At 34.2% G+C, this 17,387-nt stretch carries 15 protein-coding genes and 1 other annotated feature; all 15 genes read right to left on the bottom strand.

Annotated elements, in window-relative coordinates:
* Nucleotides 1-99 precede the first annotated feature (99 nt).
* Complete coding sequence (locus ACWV26_RS09530; protein ID WP_455898104.1) at nucleotides 100-2,118, bottom strand: sigma 54-interacting transcriptional regulator; 2,019 nt, start codon at nucleotides 2,116-2,118, stop codon at nucleotides 100-102.
* A 379-nt stretch (nucleotides 2,119-2,497) separates the two neighbouring features.
* Complete coding sequence (locus ACWV26_RS09525; RefSeq protein WP_455898103.1) at nucleotides 2,498-3,292, bottom strand: cytochrome c oxidase assembly protein; 795 nt, start codon at nucleotides 3,290-3,292, stop codon at nucleotides 2,498-2,500.
* Nucleotides 3,282-3,785: a DUF2243 domain-containing protein gene (locus tag ACWV26_RS09520; RefSeq protein ID WP_455898102.1), complete on the bottom strand. Its 504-nt coding sequence runs from the start codon at nucleotides 3,783-3,785 to the stop codon at nucleotides 3,282-3,284. Before ACWV26_RS09520 ends, ACWV26_RS09525 begins: the two co-directional genes overlap by 11 nt.
* Before the next feature lie 249 nt (nucleotides 3,786-4,034).
* A complete protein-coding gene (locus ACWV26_RS09515) occupies nucleotides 4,035-4,619 on the bottom strand; it encodes an anthranilate synthase component II (RefSeq protein ID WP_455898101.1) in 585 nt (194 codons plus the stop codon).
* Nucleotides 4,616-6,004 carry an anthranilate synthase component I gene (trpE, locus tag ACWV26_RS09510; RefSeq protein WP_455898100.1) on the bottom strand — a complete coding sequence of 463 codons (1,389 nt, stop codon included), beginning with the start codon at nucleotides 6,002-6,004 and terminating at the stop codon, nucleotides 4,616-4,618. Before trpE ends, ACWV26_RS09515 begins: the two co-directional genes overlap by 4 nt.
* Before the next feature lie 108 nt (nucleotides 6,005-6,112).
* Nucleotides 6,113-6,315, bottom strand: a binding site (T-box leader).
* 57 nt (nucleotides 6,316-6,372) lie between these two features.
* Nucleotides 6,373-7,125, bottom strand: a complete 753-nt coding sequence (locus ACWV26_RS09505) for a hypothetical protein (RefSeq protein ID WP_455898099.1) — start codon at nucleotides 7,123-7,125, stop codon at nucleotides 6,373-6,375.
* 170 nt (nucleotides 7,126-7,295) lie between these two features.
* The gene (locus tag ACWV26_RS09500) at nucleotides 7,296-8,558 is read right to left on the bottom strand and encodes a hypothetical protein (RefSeq protein WP_455898098.1); all 1,263 of its coding nucleotides are present in this window, start codon (nucleotides 8,556-8,558) and stop codon (nucleotides 7,296-7,298) included.
* Nucleotides 8,559-8,896: 338 nt separating this feature from the next.
* The gene (locus ACWV26_RS09495) at nucleotides 8,897-11,077 is read right to left on the bottom strand and encodes a S8 family serine peptidase (RefSeq protein ID WP_455898097.1); all 2,181 of its coding nucleotides are present in this window, start codon (nucleotides 11,075-11,077) and stop codon (nucleotides 8,897-8,899) included.
* A gap of 334 nt (nucleotides 11,078-11,411) precedes the next feature.
* Nucleotides 11,412-11,570 (bottom strand): transcriptional regulator, encoded by a 159-nt coding sequence (locus ACWV26_RS09490; protein WP_455898096.1) that lies wholly within the window; start codon nucleotides 11,568-11,570, stop codon nucleotides 11,412-11,414.
* Between the two features lie 170 nt (nucleotides 11,571-11,740).
* Entirely contained in the window at nucleotides 11,741-13,186 is a 1,446-nt protein-coding gene (gene panF, locus ACWV26_RS09485) for a sodium/pantothenate symporter (RefSeq protein ID WP_455898214.1), read from the bottom strand.
* Nucleotides 13,186-13,455, bottom strand: a complete 270-nt coding sequence (locus tag ACWV26_RS09480) for a YhdT family protein (protein ID WP_455898095.1) — start codon at nucleotides 13,453-13,455, stop codon at nucleotides 13,186-13,188. Before ACWV26_RS09480 ends, panF begins: the two co-directional genes overlap by 1 nt.
* A 392-nt stretch (nucleotides 13,456-13,847) precedes the next feature.
* Nucleotides 13,848-14,045 carry a hypothetical protein gene (locus tag ACWV26_RS09475; protein WP_455898094.1) on the bottom strand — a complete coding sequence of 66 codons (198 nt, stop codon included), beginning with the start codon at nucleotides 14,043-14,045 and terminating at the stop codon, nucleotides 13,848-13,850.
* A 277-nt stretch (nucleotides 14,046-14,322) separates the two neighbouring features.
* Nucleotides 14,323-15,591 carry a TRAP transporter large permease gene (locus tag ACWV26_RS09470; protein ID WP_455898093.1) on the bottom strand — a complete coding sequence of 423 codons (1,269 nt, stop codon included), beginning with the start codon at nucleotides 15,589-15,591 and terminating at the stop codon, nucleotides 14,323-14,325.
* Nucleotides 15,572-16,069, bottom strand: a complete 498-nt coding sequence (locus ACWV26_RS09465) for a TRAP transporter small permease (RefSeq protein WP_455898092.1) — start codon at nucleotides 16,067-16,069, stop codon at nucleotides 15,572-15,574. Before ACWV26_RS09465 ends, ACWV26_RS09470 begins: the two co-directional genes overlap by 20 nt.
* 89 nt (nucleotides 16,070-16,158) lie before the next feature.
* Nucleotides 16,159-17,208 (bottom strand): DctP family TRAP transporter solute-binding subunit, encoded by a 1,050-nt coding sequence (locus tag ACWV26_RS09460; protein WP_455898091.1) that lies wholly within the window; start codon nucleotides 17,206-17,208, stop codon nucleotides 16,159-16,161.
* Nucleotides 17,209-17,387 lie beyond the last annotated feature (179 nt).

Genomic DNA, 17,387 nt, shown 5'->3' with positions numbered 1-17,387 from the left:
CTTGTATTCTCTACTTAATTCAGATGCGATAATGTACCGTTAGATTTCTGTATTACCTTCGTAATTTCTTTCGTTTTATGGAGTACACACGCATTTCTCCTATTTATCCAACGCTAGTTTTTGTACTTTTCTGATAATTGTAGATGGATTGACTTCTAAAATTTTAGCCATTTTGCGATAGGAGATATTTTGTTTCCGAACCAACTCTATTAGTTCTTTTTCCATTACCTCTTTTGCTAGTTTCAAAGGCATCAGTTGATTGACAACAATTGGCTTATCAGTTGTTTGTTTGGCGTTTCGGATTTTATCTGATAAAAGTGAAATATCGATCTTTGTCGTTGAATTAGACCGAATACATTGCTCGAGTAATTCTTTTATTTCTGCCAAATTATAGACCCATTTTCTACTAGTAATAAATTGTAAAGCCTCTTTTGTTAAAACAATGTCTCTATCGTATTTTTCTGAGAGTAAGTCAATCAAGTGACCTAAAATGGCATGAGTATCCTCTGGGCGTTCTTGCAGTGTAGGTACTATAATTGTCATGGCATTAATGAGGTAATAAAGCCTTTCACTAAAAGGCGCTTCCCCTATAAACGAAATTTCTTGACTGATAGATGAAATGATACGAATATCATGAATCTTTTCGATAAACCCTTGTTGAGTGTTAATGGCTTGTTGTGATAATAAATCTGCTAATCGTTCCTGCAATGACAGTGGCAAAAAATCAATATTCTTAAAATAAATTGTTCCCCCGTTCAAAATGGATAAAAGTTGATTGAGCATTGGACTAAATAGAATGTTTTCTAATTCCTGTTTTCTTTTACTTTTGCAATCTATTATGATGAATGGGGCTTCTTTTCGATCACTTTGAATAACAATTTGATTTGCTATAGTAGATCGCCCCGTTCCTATTTCGCCTTGAATGAGTACAGGGGCATTCACTTTTACTATCTTTTTAAGTTTGGAGGCTACCTCTTTCATTTCCTTAGAAACATGAATAAATGGCTCAATTCGTTTCGACTGAAGAAAATGTTTACTTATTTTTTGATAGTTTGTTAAATGGAAACTCATATTTGTTTGCTCGGTTATATCTTGTATTCGAACAAAGATTTGTTGTAATTGATTTTTTTCTTCTTCTTTAATCGGGTTAAATCGGAATCGATAACATAAATTGTTATTCATTAAAGCATCGTATTGACAGGGTGTTTGTGAATGTATGACCTCATCTATCGTTTGGTAAAATTTTAATTGTTGTTCTTTATTAACCATGAGTGCTAGATGCATTTGATGAAACAAATTATTTTGTTGTAGTATACTTCCTTTTCCATCAGCAATCGCTACACCATCTAAACTATTTTCTAGTAATGTTTTATTTTCTTTTACTAATTGTTGTATCGTTGCAAGCTCAGTAGACAATTTTTCAATTTTGGATATATCATCAAAAACGCCTACAGCCCCAACTAACTGTTTCCCATCATAAATGGGTTCTCGATATGAAACATACCACCTATTACCAACCCTATATTTCTCGATATGGCCAATACCCGTTTGCAAAACACGTAACAATCCTTTTGGTGACACCATGTCTGTAATAAATTGGCCAATAGCTTTGTCTCTTTTAACCCCAGAAATTTTCTCTGCTGCTGGGTTCATCATCGTAATGTTGCCTTCAATATTCACTGAAATGACGCCACTTGGTACTGCGTTGAAAACGGTATCAAAATGATGTTTTTCAAATTGTAATTCCTTGGTTAAATATTGAAGAAATCGAGGATAATCGATTAAACCGTTGACATAACCATCTACTTGTACCATGTATAAATCTACCTGGTCTTTAAATAACTCTTTGGAACTAGGTGTGTCTATTAAAGTTTGAAAGTTTTTACTCAAAGAAGCTGTGAATGAACCAAGTTCTTTTGCTTTTTCTATATTTTCCAAACCGATGTCAATAACTAGCTTTAAAAGGAGTTGATTTGAAAAGAAACCTACAATTTTATGATTCTTGTCAATTACAATGCCATATTGATAACTATTTCCAACAAAATCATTCAGTACATCTTTTAAGTTTTGATGTGTTTGATATATACCAAAACTTTCTATCAGTTCATATTCCACCATGATGAACCTCCTCTCTAGATGTTGCAAAAGGACAACAGCTTACTATGCTTTAAAATTATCCTATTGATAAATCACTATATTCAATGTCATGTCGCATTTATTCATCATTTCAAAGAGAAACTTTAGAAAGTTTTTATACTTTGTAACTTAGGATAGTTAAGGAGTGTTGCAAAAAAGCAACATCAATGTGGTTAACTAATTCAAGATCTTCCCATATCCTAAATTGAGAGATTTTTCACTGAAAGAAGCCAATTTTTAGGATTCTAATCTCATTTTGTATATACCTTTAGAAAAAAAGAAGTGATTCCTGTAACGTTTGGAATCACTTTTTTAAACCTATTAATTTTTTAAAGGATTTTTGTATAGAATTAGTATAATGTTAAGAGCTTACTGATTCATGTATTTTTGTTCTTGGACGGTTTTCTCTGAACCATTGCAAGCACAAAATAAATATGATAATCATATCAATCGCGTCCCCACCATAGTACATAATCATGGCCCCTGTTTCAGCCTGTTCCGTTGGTACATTAGTAGGCGGATTAATATAAATGTATTTTGATAAGACATCATGACTTGCCAAAGCAATTACTAACATGATTGCTCGGTACTGAAAACTAGATTTATGTGGAGTGGGGTCGATATAAATCATCGACATGGTAAAAAGGTATCCTCCAACGAAAATATGAAGGTGTATAAACAAGTTCAAAAGCATATTTTGATGGATCATAGAGTATAAATTCGTAGTATAAAGAATCCATAAGCTGCTTAAATTGATAAAGGCTGCTACGAATGGATCTCTAAGAATTCGTACAGGCCAACTCTTAAGTAGACTTGAAAGACGTCGAGCTGTTCTCACATTTAGTATTCGCAAGACAAGAGTCATCGGAGCAGCCAGTACCATCAGAATTGGGGCTAGCATTCCAAGGAGTAAGTGGCCAAGCATATGCGCATTGAAATCCATATGACCACGATTGGCTAAGGGACCGATGATTGCTGTAGCCGCACAGAAAACACCGGAAATCCAGAAGACAATTCTATAGTGCGGCCATTGTCTATAACGAAGATTTGAATAAACAACAGCAGGAATATAAATAATCAATATCATTACAATGAAAAACAACAGTATAAACTCCAAGGAGTTTCCATTTCCATGATTAATATGATTACTGTTCATTTATGATTTTCCCTTTAATTTGTTTTGATTCTTTTTGGGTCCTAAAAATGATTGTTATGCCAATGATGAGCATTACCGTAGCGATTATGTTCCAAATCCAATCGTATATAAAGACATTATCAACATAACGAATTTGGTGAAGTCTCATAATCTTGTGCTGGATTGTCCCATCATATAACTGAAATCCACCACCCCCAAGCATCATTCCACCTTGCCATCTTTTAAACCAAAATATATTTCTACGGCGCAGGTCAGCAACCATAAATAACGAACTAATCGTTGCAAACCAACTAAAAGCATGAAAAAGGCCATCAGTGACTAAACCCACGCTTGTTGTTGATTTGTCATAGAAATGATGCCAATGCAATAGCTGATGAAAAACAGTTTCATCGATAAAGGCGACTAGACCTAATCCAAAAAGGATGCCAGACCAAAGATTACGAGTTAAAGAGACAGAGTGGGTTAAGTAATTTGGATTTTCTTCAGTAGCCATAAAATCACGCCTTTCTAATTCTATAATTATTTTATGTACTTAGTTTTTCCAATATAAATAAGCAATAAACATGCTCTGTATTTTCTAATCGTAATACTTCTTCCATTAAATGAATCGGATTAAAACTAACCTAAATCTTAAAGTAATCCAAATCCTTACCGTACAGGTTGTATTATTTTGTATCATAGCTTTACATATACAAAAACACCATTATCTGTAAGCAGATAATGGTGTTTTTAAATTTATTTCTTATACAACTTGCTTGGTGAATGCCTCTAAAAACATTTGAATCATTAAGTCCCCATCCTTCGTACCGATTGACTCTGGATGGAATTGTAATCCGAATAATGGATATTGCTTGTGCTCGATGGCCATAATTTCCTGATCATCTTCTGCAGTAGCTGTTACGATTAGTTCAGGAGGTAATGAATTTTTATCAATCACAAGTGAGTGATAACGCATAACAGAAACTGAATCTGGACATTTTTCAAATAAGCTCGATTTACTATGTTGTAATTTTGAATATAATCCATGTTTTATTTGCTGCGCTTGAATGATTTTAGCTCCAAAAGCCTCTCCAATTGATTGATGACCTAAACAAATCCCAAGTATAGGAAATTCTGTGTATAAGTTTTTGATAACATCAATCGAGATGCCTGCTTCTTTTGGTGTCCCCGGTCCAGGAGAAATCACAATTGCTTCTGGTTGCATAGCGCGTATTTCTTCAATTGTTACGGCATCATTGCGGACAACCTTTACTTCTTTTCCAAGACTACTTATTTGTTGATATAAGTTATAAGTAAACGAATCATAATTATCGATTAGTAAAATCATGAGCGTACCTCCAATAATGCTTTCGCTTTATTTAGCGTTTCATCATATTCATTTTCAGGAATCGAATGATACACGATCCCTGCTCCTGCTTGAACATATGCTTTACCTTTCGTAATCACCATTGTTCGAATTGCTAGGGCCATGTCCATATCACCTGAAATGGATACATAGCCAACAGCTCCAGCATAAACACCTCTTTTAGCGCTCTCCAAATTGTTAATAATCTGCATCGCTCGAATTTTAGGTGCACCTGAAACGGTCCCCGCAGGTAATGATGTCGCTAAAACATCTAATGGATGAATCTCATCTTTTAACTCTCCAGTTACTTCAGACACAATATGCATGACATGCTTATACTTTTCTATTTGCATATATTTTGGTAATGTAACGGAGCCAATTTTCGAAAGCTTTCCAATGTCGTTGCGCCCTAAATCTACTAACATACGATGTTCAGCAAGTTCTTTTTCGTCATGTAATAGTTCTAGTTCTAAGTCATGATCCTCTTGATTAGTTTGTCCCCGTCGTCTCGTACCAGCAATCGGATTTGTTGTAACCATTCTCCCTTTTACTTTAACTAGGCTTTCAGGAGATGTACCTAAAATGACATACTCTTCAAAGTCCATATAAAACATATAAGGTGATGGGTTAGTCGTACGAAGCTTGCGATAAAGATTCATCGGATTTCCAGTGAAATCCGCTTCAAACCGTTGTGATAAAACAACTTGGAAAATATCTCCTTGCTCAATATGTTGTTTTGCTTGTTGAACCATTTGACAAAAATCTTCTTTTTCAATAGTAGAACGGAATTCAATACTTGAATCGTCAGTTGACTGCGTTGTAATCGTGGTTTTTAGTTGATCTTCCATAGTTTGAATTCTATTAAGTAATTGTTCATGAGTGAGTCCTTTTTTAAATAAATCAACTGCCACAATATGCACTTGTTGCAATAAATGATCGACTACGATAAAAGTATCGTAAAAAAATACATGCATATCAGGCATTTCTAATTCATCATCTAATATGTCACCAATTTTTTCATGATAAAATGCCGTTTCATAACCAAAATAACCAATTGCACCTCCGAAAAATGAAAATGGAAGTTCTTCTTCCATTGTTGGTAGCAATGTCTTAAGTTTTTCAAAGGTGTTTGTATCACGAATGATTAGTTCATGCATTTCATTATAAAATTGATATTCATTATTAATCGCAGTCATTTCCGCAATTGGATTTGCTGCAATAAATGAATATCTGCCACTTTCTTCATGCTTTGCGGAGGATTCGAATAGCATTTTTTTCGATCCTTTTAAAGCATGATAGATCGAAATGGGCGTTAGCATATCACCCTGAATTGTCTTCATCTCATACATTCTCGTCTCAACTGTCATTTGTTTAACTCCTTTTCTCTGCTCTTCTCAACTTTTCTCTCCGGCGTTCATAATGAATGAATGGCAAAACTGATCCTACAAAAAAAGCCCCTCATAGAAAAAAATTCTATGAAGGACGGAATCTCCGCGGTACCACCTTGCTTGTAGTGAACTCACTACCACTCACATATAACGGTATGTGCCGGATTACCCTACTATTTTCAAGTAATCACTCACAGGTCCATTCGATAAGGAAATGGATCGACTTCCACCAAGCGTCGACTCTCTGAACCATTTTGCTCTTATGTACTAATCCTGTTCAACGATTTCAATTTAAAATTGTAAGTATGTTACATATTATAATAAATGATACAAGAAATTTCAATAAATTATTGTATAACGCTACTATTTGTATAAAACTTTAACATATAGCGCAAGTATCGTCGTATGGTTGTAATTCTTTCAGTTAATGAATCCGCAATGGTTCGATAAAAGGATACACCTTCATCAGTCCCTCTTAAATTTCGCACAGTTCTTTTTTCATCAGGCCACGAACCTACTAAATAGCCTTCCTCTTCAAGTTCCCATGCAATTTGATATAAATAGCCATTTGAAGGACACCAACCAAATAAATCCTCCAATTGTTGACCAACTTCTGCCATATAAAAACTTGAACGAGTTTGTGATAATTTAAGTGCTAAATATCGTACGGCATCTTTAACTGAAATTAGCTTTGAGAAGTAACTACGAAACTCTTCTGGTAATGGATGTTCTGGTTTCGGCGGCTTTTCCCCATTTCTTGTCAATTCAAAATAAAAACGATCAAGTACTAATACAATTTCATGGAAGCGTTCAAAATAAAGTTCTTGATAACGATTTAACCTATTCGTACCTAACTCTGTACTCTTATATAGTACCTTCTTATGAATTTGCCGAGATGAAAGTGCACCATCCGCTTCTAGTTGTTTTGCAATTCTAGCTACGTACTCATAGCCGACTTTCCGCCCCGGGAATTCAACTTCAAATTGTTGGTGTATTTCTACTGAGTACATTTCTTTATCTTGTGTCGCATAAAGCCAATAAAGGGCTAGTGTGTCTTTTACACTAAATCCAACAGCTTGTTGAAAATTCTTTTCTTTCATAGATGAACCCTCCTTTTGGACTAATAACAATATTATACCAAAAATTTTTCTAGATAGTGGAAATATTTAAAAGGTGAATTCCAAAAATGGGTATAACTATGTATATTTTTAATGAAGATAAGTGAATTCATTATAAAAAATCCACTCAAAATGTTGAGTGGATTCACAGATTAATTGTGATTTGTAATTTGCGAATTTTTCCCATTGGCAATAATTTCACCGCTGATGGTGAAATTCATCACATCGCCACCTTCTAATGCGTAACTAGTCACATTGTCGCCATACGTTACAATTTCACCGAGGACAGTCAAACTCTCTACTTTGCCACCCGATTTAATACTTATTGCATTTGCCGCAAGCTCCGTTACTACTCCTTTAACTAAAGAATTACCCACTGAGCCGTATGTTGTTACATTCTCTTCAATCGTCATATTTCCAATGGGTTTGCTGACTTGTATGCCTATCGATCCATCACCATGAGTAGTAATGGATTTAAACTTAATATTTTCTACTGTACCGTCATATTGGTTAAACCCTCTAGCACCTAACCCATATGTAATAATATCTTGTGCCATGAAATCTTTCACTGTACCAAAGTTCACAAATCCTATACCACTTGGACCATAAGAAACTACCCGACTATTACAAACCCATTTTTCGACTTTGCCCCATGTGTCCAGTACCATGTCATTAACACCGTAAGTCACGAGCTCACCTTGATGTTCAACTGTTTTTGCCTCAACACCATAAACAATGAAAACTGCGGCTGTAATGATATCCGCTGTACCATCGGGTAACATACCATTTGTATAAACATTACCTGTGGTTAATGTCTCCAAATTGACTTTGCCACCTTTATCGCCAAAACCGCAAACAAAAATGCCTGAGCCAATTACAGGAGCATTTTTAATACCTATACTGATATTTGTTATCGTGCAATTAATCTCACTGTTTTCATTAGAATTAAAATTGTATACAGTCAATGCCCCTTGGTAAACATTAACACCATATTTTTGCGGTTGCTCACTATAATGTCTTGAATCACAAGAAATGATGTGTAAGTTATTTGAGATGAGGTTTATTTTGTCCGTTCCTTGCCTAGAGATAATTGAAACCTGACCTGTAATAGTCAAATTTTCAAGGACAATATCCCCCATATCAGGAATGCCACACATCGTATATATAGCCCGGTTAGTTTGTTTTGTCATAACGGTTAGATTCGAAATCGTATTGTCGCGAGTCAAACCAAACCCATCACTATTGTTAAAACTCACTATACATGAATCGGTACTTTTCCCTGTTAATTTGTATCCTTCAGGTAAAGTAATGGAATGTGGGGAAAGAATGGATGATTCAATCTCCAAAACTTGTGGTATATTTTCCGAAATAGCTTCCATTAACTCAAATATAGTAGTGACTTTTGTTATTTTCATTTTAAAATTCTCCCTAAAATTTAATATTCAATGTTATTGCTATCGAATCCTTGAAAACTCTGTATTTGAAATTATTTTTTCCAAGGAATCACGTCCATATACATTCAACAAACTTAATGGAAAATAATATACTAGTTTGAGTTTTATTTTAAATAGAAAATTACATGATGGGACAAATAATTATTCCTTCATAGAACGAGAAAATCTACGTTCTTATATAAACACTAGAATTTAGCCTTTATATTATTGTGATTTTTAACATTATAGATTGGCAGTTTATGAGCTAACGCCACTTAGATAAAAAAATGAGCCTATACAACTGTATAGGCTCATTTCCGTTAATTTACAATTACTTTTAGTGGTTTACTTTTAATTCCAAGTTTATTTGTTGCATAAACTGTTAGTACAGTGTTTTTAGGTTGATAGTTTATATAAAAGAAGAATTGACCTTTTGAGTCTACCTTGTCGGAAACTAATAATGTTTTCCCTCTATATATAGTAATCGAAGAGCCAAGTTCTGAAACTCCACTCATATATTTAGAATTGGTACTAACAGGTTTCACGATTGGCATGGCTGTTGTATTCGATTGCTTAACGATTATTTCCTTTGCTTTACTAATATTTCCGACTGAATCCTCTGCAGTTATCTTCAGGAATGTGCCTGCTTTTTGATATGGAATGGTAATTTTAAAGTTTCCTTCTTTATTTGTTAAACTTTTTCCGACTGTTTTTGTGCCATTTTTCACTTTAATGACAGTGTTCCCTTTTGCTTTGCCTGAAATCGTTCGGACGCTAGTAGTCACGGGGGAAACGATTGGACTTGAAATATTTATTATTGCAGGAGTATGGAATTTCGCTTCGATTCCATCTGCTATATTTCCTGCTGTATCTTCCGTAATCAATCTAACTTTATAATCAGTATCAGGCTTTAACTTAGTTATAGAAAATTGTTCATTTGTAGTGGTATCTAAAAGTTGATTATTTAATATTACTTGAGTACCCTTGAAATCTTCGTCATTCGCATTCGTCCACGTAAATGTTGCCGAGCTAATCTTAAGACTTGCCAATTTTAAATTAGTAATATCACTTGGAGCTGTGATATCTAGTAAGGTTTTAAAGGACTTAAGAATTCCTGAAGAACTATCACCATTTTGATTTACAACTTTAAGTTCAACTTTATAATTACGATTCGCATAAAGATTCTTTAAAGTATAGGACGATTTTGTTGTATATTTTATAGTTTTTCCATTCACGATAATAGCTACTTTGCTAAATGATTTGTCATTTGGCAATGTATAAGAAAGTGTTGCCTTATGATCTTGTATGTTGGATATAGCTACATTCGTCAAATCTTTTGGCTTTGTTGTTGAAAATGTCGGCAATTGCGCTAGACCATATCCAAATTTAGTGTCCTTGCCTTTTGTTCCTAAATCCAACGCAGCATTTTGAAGTTTATGAATAAGCTCGCTCGATGTACTATATGGATATCTTTCTTTTAAAACGGCGAGCAATCCTGTAACATGTGGAGCAGCAAATGATGTACCAGAAGCTAAGAATATTTCCCCATGGCTATTAATCGTTGGTATGTAATCTCCGGGTGCAGTAAAATCGATTGCTTCGCCAGTATTTGAAAAATCACTGCATTTTTTATCTTTTCCAATAGAACTAACTGCAATTACATTACTATATCGGGCAGGGTAAGTAGGTTTACTTTGATTTCCCTGATTTCCAGCAGCAGCAACTATGATTATCCCAGCTTTTACTGCTTGATCAATTGCCTTTTTTAAGGCAGGATCATCTTCATAGGTGCTTGATGAAATATTGATTATCTCCATTTTATATTCAATTGACCAATTGATGGCTTCAATTACTTCTCCGATACTACCTTCCTTTGTACCATCTGCATACTTTAAAGAATATAATTGAACATTTGGTGCAACTCCAATGACGTCTGAAATGGTTGTATTGAAAATATCTCCCCCGATTTGTGCACCAATCACCGCTGCTACACTTGTCCCATGTCCTTCTCCAGCATTTCCTCTATCTTTTGAATCTGATTCGTTAATAGTCTTAGTCTTTGGGTCATCTTTCACAAATGATACGCGTTTCACGACATTTGGTAAATCAGCAATATTATTTACACCTGTATCGATCACTGCCACTTTTACACCTTTCCCCATAAAACCTTTGTTCCAATACGTAGGCGCTTTAACATAATTCAAATTCCAATAGGATTTATAAGTTGGTGTTGTACTAGGAATCGCTGCTACCGTTTCATCAGTTAGAATCATACTTTTTGAGTCTCTATTGATAAATTCTATATTTTTGTTTTGAAGAAATTCTTTATATTGTTTCATATTAATAGTCGCCCTAACCATTTTTACTTTGTTAAGTAAACTGTCCACTTTTTGAGCTTTTTGAATGATATAGTTCTTACCAGATTCATTTTTATAGGATATCAATACATCTGAAGAAGTATAATTTCGTTCTTTTGCATCAACATGCGGATGCTGAAACATAATGCAACAACTAGTAATACAGAAGACTGAGAGTATTTTCGTTTTCAACCTCTTCGAAGAATTCCAATATTTCACATTATCACTCACCTTTTCTATTAAATTGATAGTTCAAACTTATACCGATATAATATTAGCTAAATTTATACTATATTATGCACTAAATAATAGAAAAAAGACTGGCATTTTATGTCGAAGCTCAAAAAACAGTATTTTTTTACCAGTGAAGCAACTGTTTGTATATAAGTATATTACTCTAAAATTTCCAAATAACGCAATAAAACCCCTACCAATCATTCATGATTAGTAGGGGTCTTATAAGTTACACGTGGCGACATCAGACATTTGCATCATTGCTCCTTTTTGAATGTTCCATATAAGCATTTAGCTGCTCTTCTGTTAAGTTGTTAATAAAGTAATAAAAGTCTTTCGATTCTAGACCGTACTCTTTACATGCATTGCAATATCGTTCATATCCTTCTAGATACATTTCCATGATATCCCCTCCTGTTATATAACAAATTTAATTTCTGATATTAATATATAACACATGTTTTTACATGTCAACAAAATAATCAGAAATATACAATAAGTTAACATCTGATTAATAAAAAATTACGAACGAAAAAACCCAAACTTCTGTTATTAGAAGTTTGGGTTTTTTCATTAAATAATATGCTTAAAGTCTTTAAATTTGTTCTTAGTTAGTATGCTAACAATTACATAACAAACCAATGATAACAATATTGGTATGGTTACTGTATGCATCCCAAATACATTTGGCCATAGCTGATCAATCAAGATATAACTCAATAATCCTACAATCATTGAGCTAATTGCACCGTATTTGTTCCCCGTTTTCCAATAAAGGCCAAATACTACTGGCCAAACAAATACTGATTCTAATCCACCAAAGGAGAATAGGTTTAACCATACAAGTAAATCAGGTGGCCTTAATGATACTAGTACAACAGCTATTCCAATAATTGTTGTAACAAAATAGCTGATGCGTTTTATTTCTTGATCTGAAGATTTTGGATTAATAAAGTTTAAGTAAATATCTTTTACAATGGTCGAGCTAACAAGCATTAATAATGCATTTACTGTAGACATGATAGCGGCCATTGGAGCAGCTAATACAATTCCAGCTAAAAACGGTGGTAATACCTTCAATGTAAGTAACGGCATAACTTTATCACCAATTTCGATTCCTGGAATGACCGGTCTTGCTAAAACACCAGTTAAATGCATGCCAAACATAACTGAGCCAAGAGCAAAAGTTCCAATAATAATAGCAGAATGCATACTTTTTGAATCTTTATAAGACATGGCTCTCACAGCGATTTGAGGTAAACCGATTACACCAATACCGATTAAGATCCAAAATGTTGATACATAAAGTGGTGTTAGACTATCATCTGCACCAAAAGGTGAAACAAGTTTCGGATTCTCAGCCACTAAATCGGCCATAATATTTGAAACCCCACCACCAGCTATAATGGTACCAACTAATAATATAACAGCACCAAGGAACATAACTGAACCTTGAACAGCATCCGTCAGTGCAACCGCACGGAAACCGCCAATAATTACATAAACAAGCACAACAACCGCAAAAATAAACAACGCAGTAGTATAGTGGAGTCCTGTCAATGACTCAATTAGTCGAGCACCACCAATCCATTGTGCTGCCATTGATGAAAACAGGAAGATGATTATACTAATTGCAGAAACGATTACGATAACATTACTTTTGTAGCGTTCATGCAAAAAGTCAATCAATGTAATAGCTTTATATTTCCTGGCAATTATGGCAAATTTCTTACCTAACACCATCAATACATAATACCCTGCAGGTAATTGGGCCATAGATAAAAGTACCCATCCTAAACCTTTGTTATATGCAACCCCTGGGCCTCCTATGAAACTTGATGCGCTTCCATATGTAGCCATCATCGTCATTGCAAGGAGGAACCCCCCCATCTGGCGACCACCTAGAAAGTATTCTTGTAAGAATGAATCAGACTGCATAACACTTTTATTTGCCCATATCCCTATTAAAAAAATAATAACAAGGAAAATAATTAATGGAAAAATAACTCCCCAATGCATCATTTTTCTTCACCATCCTCTTCTTCATCAAACGATACATCCTTAAAGAAGAATTTGATGATGACCATGATCAAGAGAATCATAAAGATTGTCCCTGCGATGCAGCTATAAAAGAACCAAGCTGGAAAGCCGAAAACATATGTATAATTCTTCGGATCCCCTGAACCAAGCCCATAAGCAAAGCCAAACCATATTGCAAAATTCACAATTACTAATGCAATACCAATAAGTGCTTCACGATGAGCAATATAATACCGCTTATCCTTCATAAAAACTCCCCTTCAAATAAAGTGAAACTTCAATCAGCGGGGAATTTTTCTATCCCCCGCTGAGAAATAGGAACTCATGCTAAGTTCGCCACGTCAATAGCAACACCTGAGTGACAGCCATCCTGCCTGCCTGAACGAATCTGGCATTTATGGGCTGTTATCTCCCACCTATGCTTCTTTGAATTTCTAAAACATTGTGGTGGGAGTCTTACCGCCCGTTAATGCGGGATAATACGAATTCCTTATTATTTTACTTATTTAAAAAGAAAAAGGAAAGGATTTGAGATAATTGGTATGGTTATATTTATTTTAGTTTACATAATAATATTATTTTGTGTAATACATGCTTCAATCAGAAGTAAAAATGGTAAGATTAATCGTCTAGGGATTTCTTACATTAGATTAACAATTACTGTATAACCTAAAACAATCAGCAATATCCCTAACACTACAATCCCAAATGTCCGAGTCACTTTCGATTGTTTTTGTGGAGGATTCGATTTAATTTCAGACAATGGCTCTCCAATCGTTTTACCTTCCTCTTGTAATGAGTCGTCTTTATGTTCTTCTTGTTGATTATTTGTCTTCATGTAGATAGCTCCAATCTATAAAAAAGTTTATTTCTTATACAATTTCCATTATGGTTCCATTTTAAACATATACAAAATTATCCGGAATTTTCATTGGTGTTAAATAGTGCCAAAAAAATACCCCGTAAATGTTAGTTTCATGTCTAACATTTACGGGGCTGTCCATCTTTGGTGACTCATCTAATGCAGTAAATATATGAAAAGAATCTTCCACTTGAAACTATCAAATCCTTCAAACCATTGTTATTTTTTCAACTTTCATTAGAAATAATTTGTTCTATTTTATTCTTTCAGGCAACCACAATGACAGCTGTGGCCATAACACTACGATTGCCAAAAACACAATCATCAAAATAATAAATGGTATAACCCCTTTTACTACTTCACCAAGTTTTTCTTTTGCAATGCCACTTACAACAAACAGATTCAATCCTACAGGTGGAGTAATCATTCCGAGTTCCATATTAATAGTCATAATAATAGCAAAATGAATTAAATTAATATCAAAATGAACTAACATTGGCAATAGAATTGGCAATGTAATTAAGATAATCGAAACAGATTCTAAGAACATCCCCATAATGAAAAGAAGAACATTGACTAAAATGATAAATATCCATTTATTCATATCGCTTGCTGCAATCCAATTTCCCACTTCTTGTGGAATTTGAGCGTTTGTTAAATACAACCCAAATAGTGATGCAGCACCGATAATTAAAAAAATCATCGATGTTATATTAATTGATTCTACTATTACTTCTCTGAAATCTCTTAACTTCATTTCTCGATAAATAAAGATAGAAACAATTAATCCATAGAAAACGGCAACTACTGCTGATTCAGTTGGTGTTATAATCCCTGAATAAATCGTTCCTAAAATCAAGATTGGCAAAATGGCTCCCCAAATTGCTTTTAAAGATTTTTTTCTACGTTCTTCAAAAGAAGAAATGGGGTCTACTTTAAATCCTTTTCTTTTCGCATATACGATGGCAGCTATAATTAATAGAGCAGATAGTGAAAGACCAGGAATTACACCCGCCATAAACAATTCGCCAATGGATTGTTCAGATGTGATTCCGTATATAATAAGCGGTACACTTGGAGGTATTAAGATACCAAGTGTACCTCCAGCAGCTACTAAGCCCATTGAATATCTCTTATCATAACCTGCTGAAAGAAGAGCCGGAATCATAATCGATCCTATTGCTGCAGCAGTTGCAGGTGAAGAACCAGATATTGCGGCGAAGATTGAACATGCTAAAATAGTTACAACGGCTAATCCTCCTGGCAAATGGCCAAACCATGCACGTAATGCTTCAATTAAGTATTTAGAAATACCGCCACGTGCCATTAATACACCAGCTAAAACAAATCCTGGAATAGCCATCATTGGAAATGAATCCAGCGCCGTAAACATCCGTTGCGGGACCATATTCATATTAAAATCTATTTGGAATAAGACGATAATGGTAGAAAGTGCTAAACTAATGGCTATTGGAACTCGTAAAAATAATAATAGGAAGAAACTAATTAAGAGGATTAGCATAGTCTTCCTCCTTTCTACGAATTACTTTAATAATCCTTTCTAAAAATCGTGCTAAAAATAATATTCCTGAAATTGGTAAAACCAAATAGATTATCCACATAGGAATTCCAACGTCGAGGGAAACCATCCCCGAAGTATAGCGATTTTCAACTAATATAAAGCCGTAATACGTATAAATCACACAAAACACAATACTAACTCCGTTAGCGATTATATCGATAATATGCTTTACTGGAGGGGTTACTTTATCATATAGAATATCTACTTGGATATGTTGATTATGGCGTAATGCTAAGCTAAAACCAAAGAACGTTCCCCAAATAATTGTATATCGGACAAGTTCTTCGACCCATGATTGAGGCTCATTGAAGATATAGCGCATGATCACACCGTAAAAGATTAGTACAATACCAATTGAAAAAAAGAACCCCGCAAATATTTCTTCTAAGCAGCCCCATACTTTATACAGTACTTGCAAAGATCATCGCCTCCCTATATGTGAACAATCACATGTTCAACAAATGATAAAAAGCTATTTTAAGAATGTGTTCGTTAGGCCTTTTGCATTTATTTTCTTAAACCCTCAATACCATCGATTAATTCTTTCGAAATTTCACCTTCAAATTCTTTGTATAACGGTTGAAGAGATTTCTTTAAATTTTCTTTTTGTGCTTCTGTTAATTCTGTAATTTCTACGTCACCAGTATTTTTAATATTTTCTAGGGACTTTTTGTTTTCTTCTTGTGCTAATTTCCATTCTAATTGAGTTGATTCTGCTAAAGCTTCTTCAATTGGTGCTTTTAAATCTTTAGGAATATTATCCCAGAATGTTTTATTTACAAATACTACATAATCTATGCGACCATGATCGGAAACTGTTAAATATTTTTGTACTTCAGAATACTTTTGTGTATCAAAGTTATTGAAACTATTTTCTTGACCATCAACTGTTCCTTGTTGTAATGCAGCATACGATTCACCAAAAGCAATGGTAGCTGATCCAGCATGTAGCGCTTTAAATTGTGCATCTAGTAATTTCCCTGCTTGTACACGGAATTTAAGTCCTTTGAAATCTTCTGGATTTACTAAAGGATGCTTATTATTCGAGAATTCTTTAAAACCATTTTCCCAAAAAGCTAAACCTTTAATATCATTTGCCGCTAATTGATCGGATTCTAAAAGTGTTTTTGCTATATCAGATTTGAAGAAGTTGCGTACATGTTCTTCATTATCAAATAAATAAGGCATATCAACATATTGCCAGCGTGGATCTATTTTCACCATTTTTGTCGCGGATGGAGAGATCATTTGAACATTTCCAGATGCTAGAGCATCTAACTCATCATTATCACCGTATAACTGAGAAGAAGGATAAACTTCAACTTTTACCTTACCATTTGTTTTTTCAGCGACTAATTTAGCAAATGCATCAGCTGCTTTTCCTTTTACACTATCTGCTGAAGTAACATGAGAAAATTTAATAACTAATGGCTTTTCTTTCGTATATCCACCATCACCCTCTTTACTTGCAGATGATTCTTTACTACCACAGGCACCTAAACTCGCAACTATAGCTACTAATCCGATAACATAAAAAATTTTTTTCATTATTTTCATACTTTTCCCTCCTATGAGCCAATTTTTTTAAGTGAATTCTAAAAAAATATAAGTAAATGCATAAGTTTATAAATAGATTGCTGGTTTTAAAAGGCTAAAGACTTAATCTAATCTATTATTTCCCACCACATCTTTAAGGGATAACATACAAGCTAGTAACATTAAAAACCTCTGATTCT

The organism is Rummeliibacillus sp. JY-2-4R, from assembly GCF_053847205.1.
The sequence above is the reverse complement of the archived record's forward strand: the minus strand, read 5'-3'. Positions and strand labels throughout refer to the sequence as shown.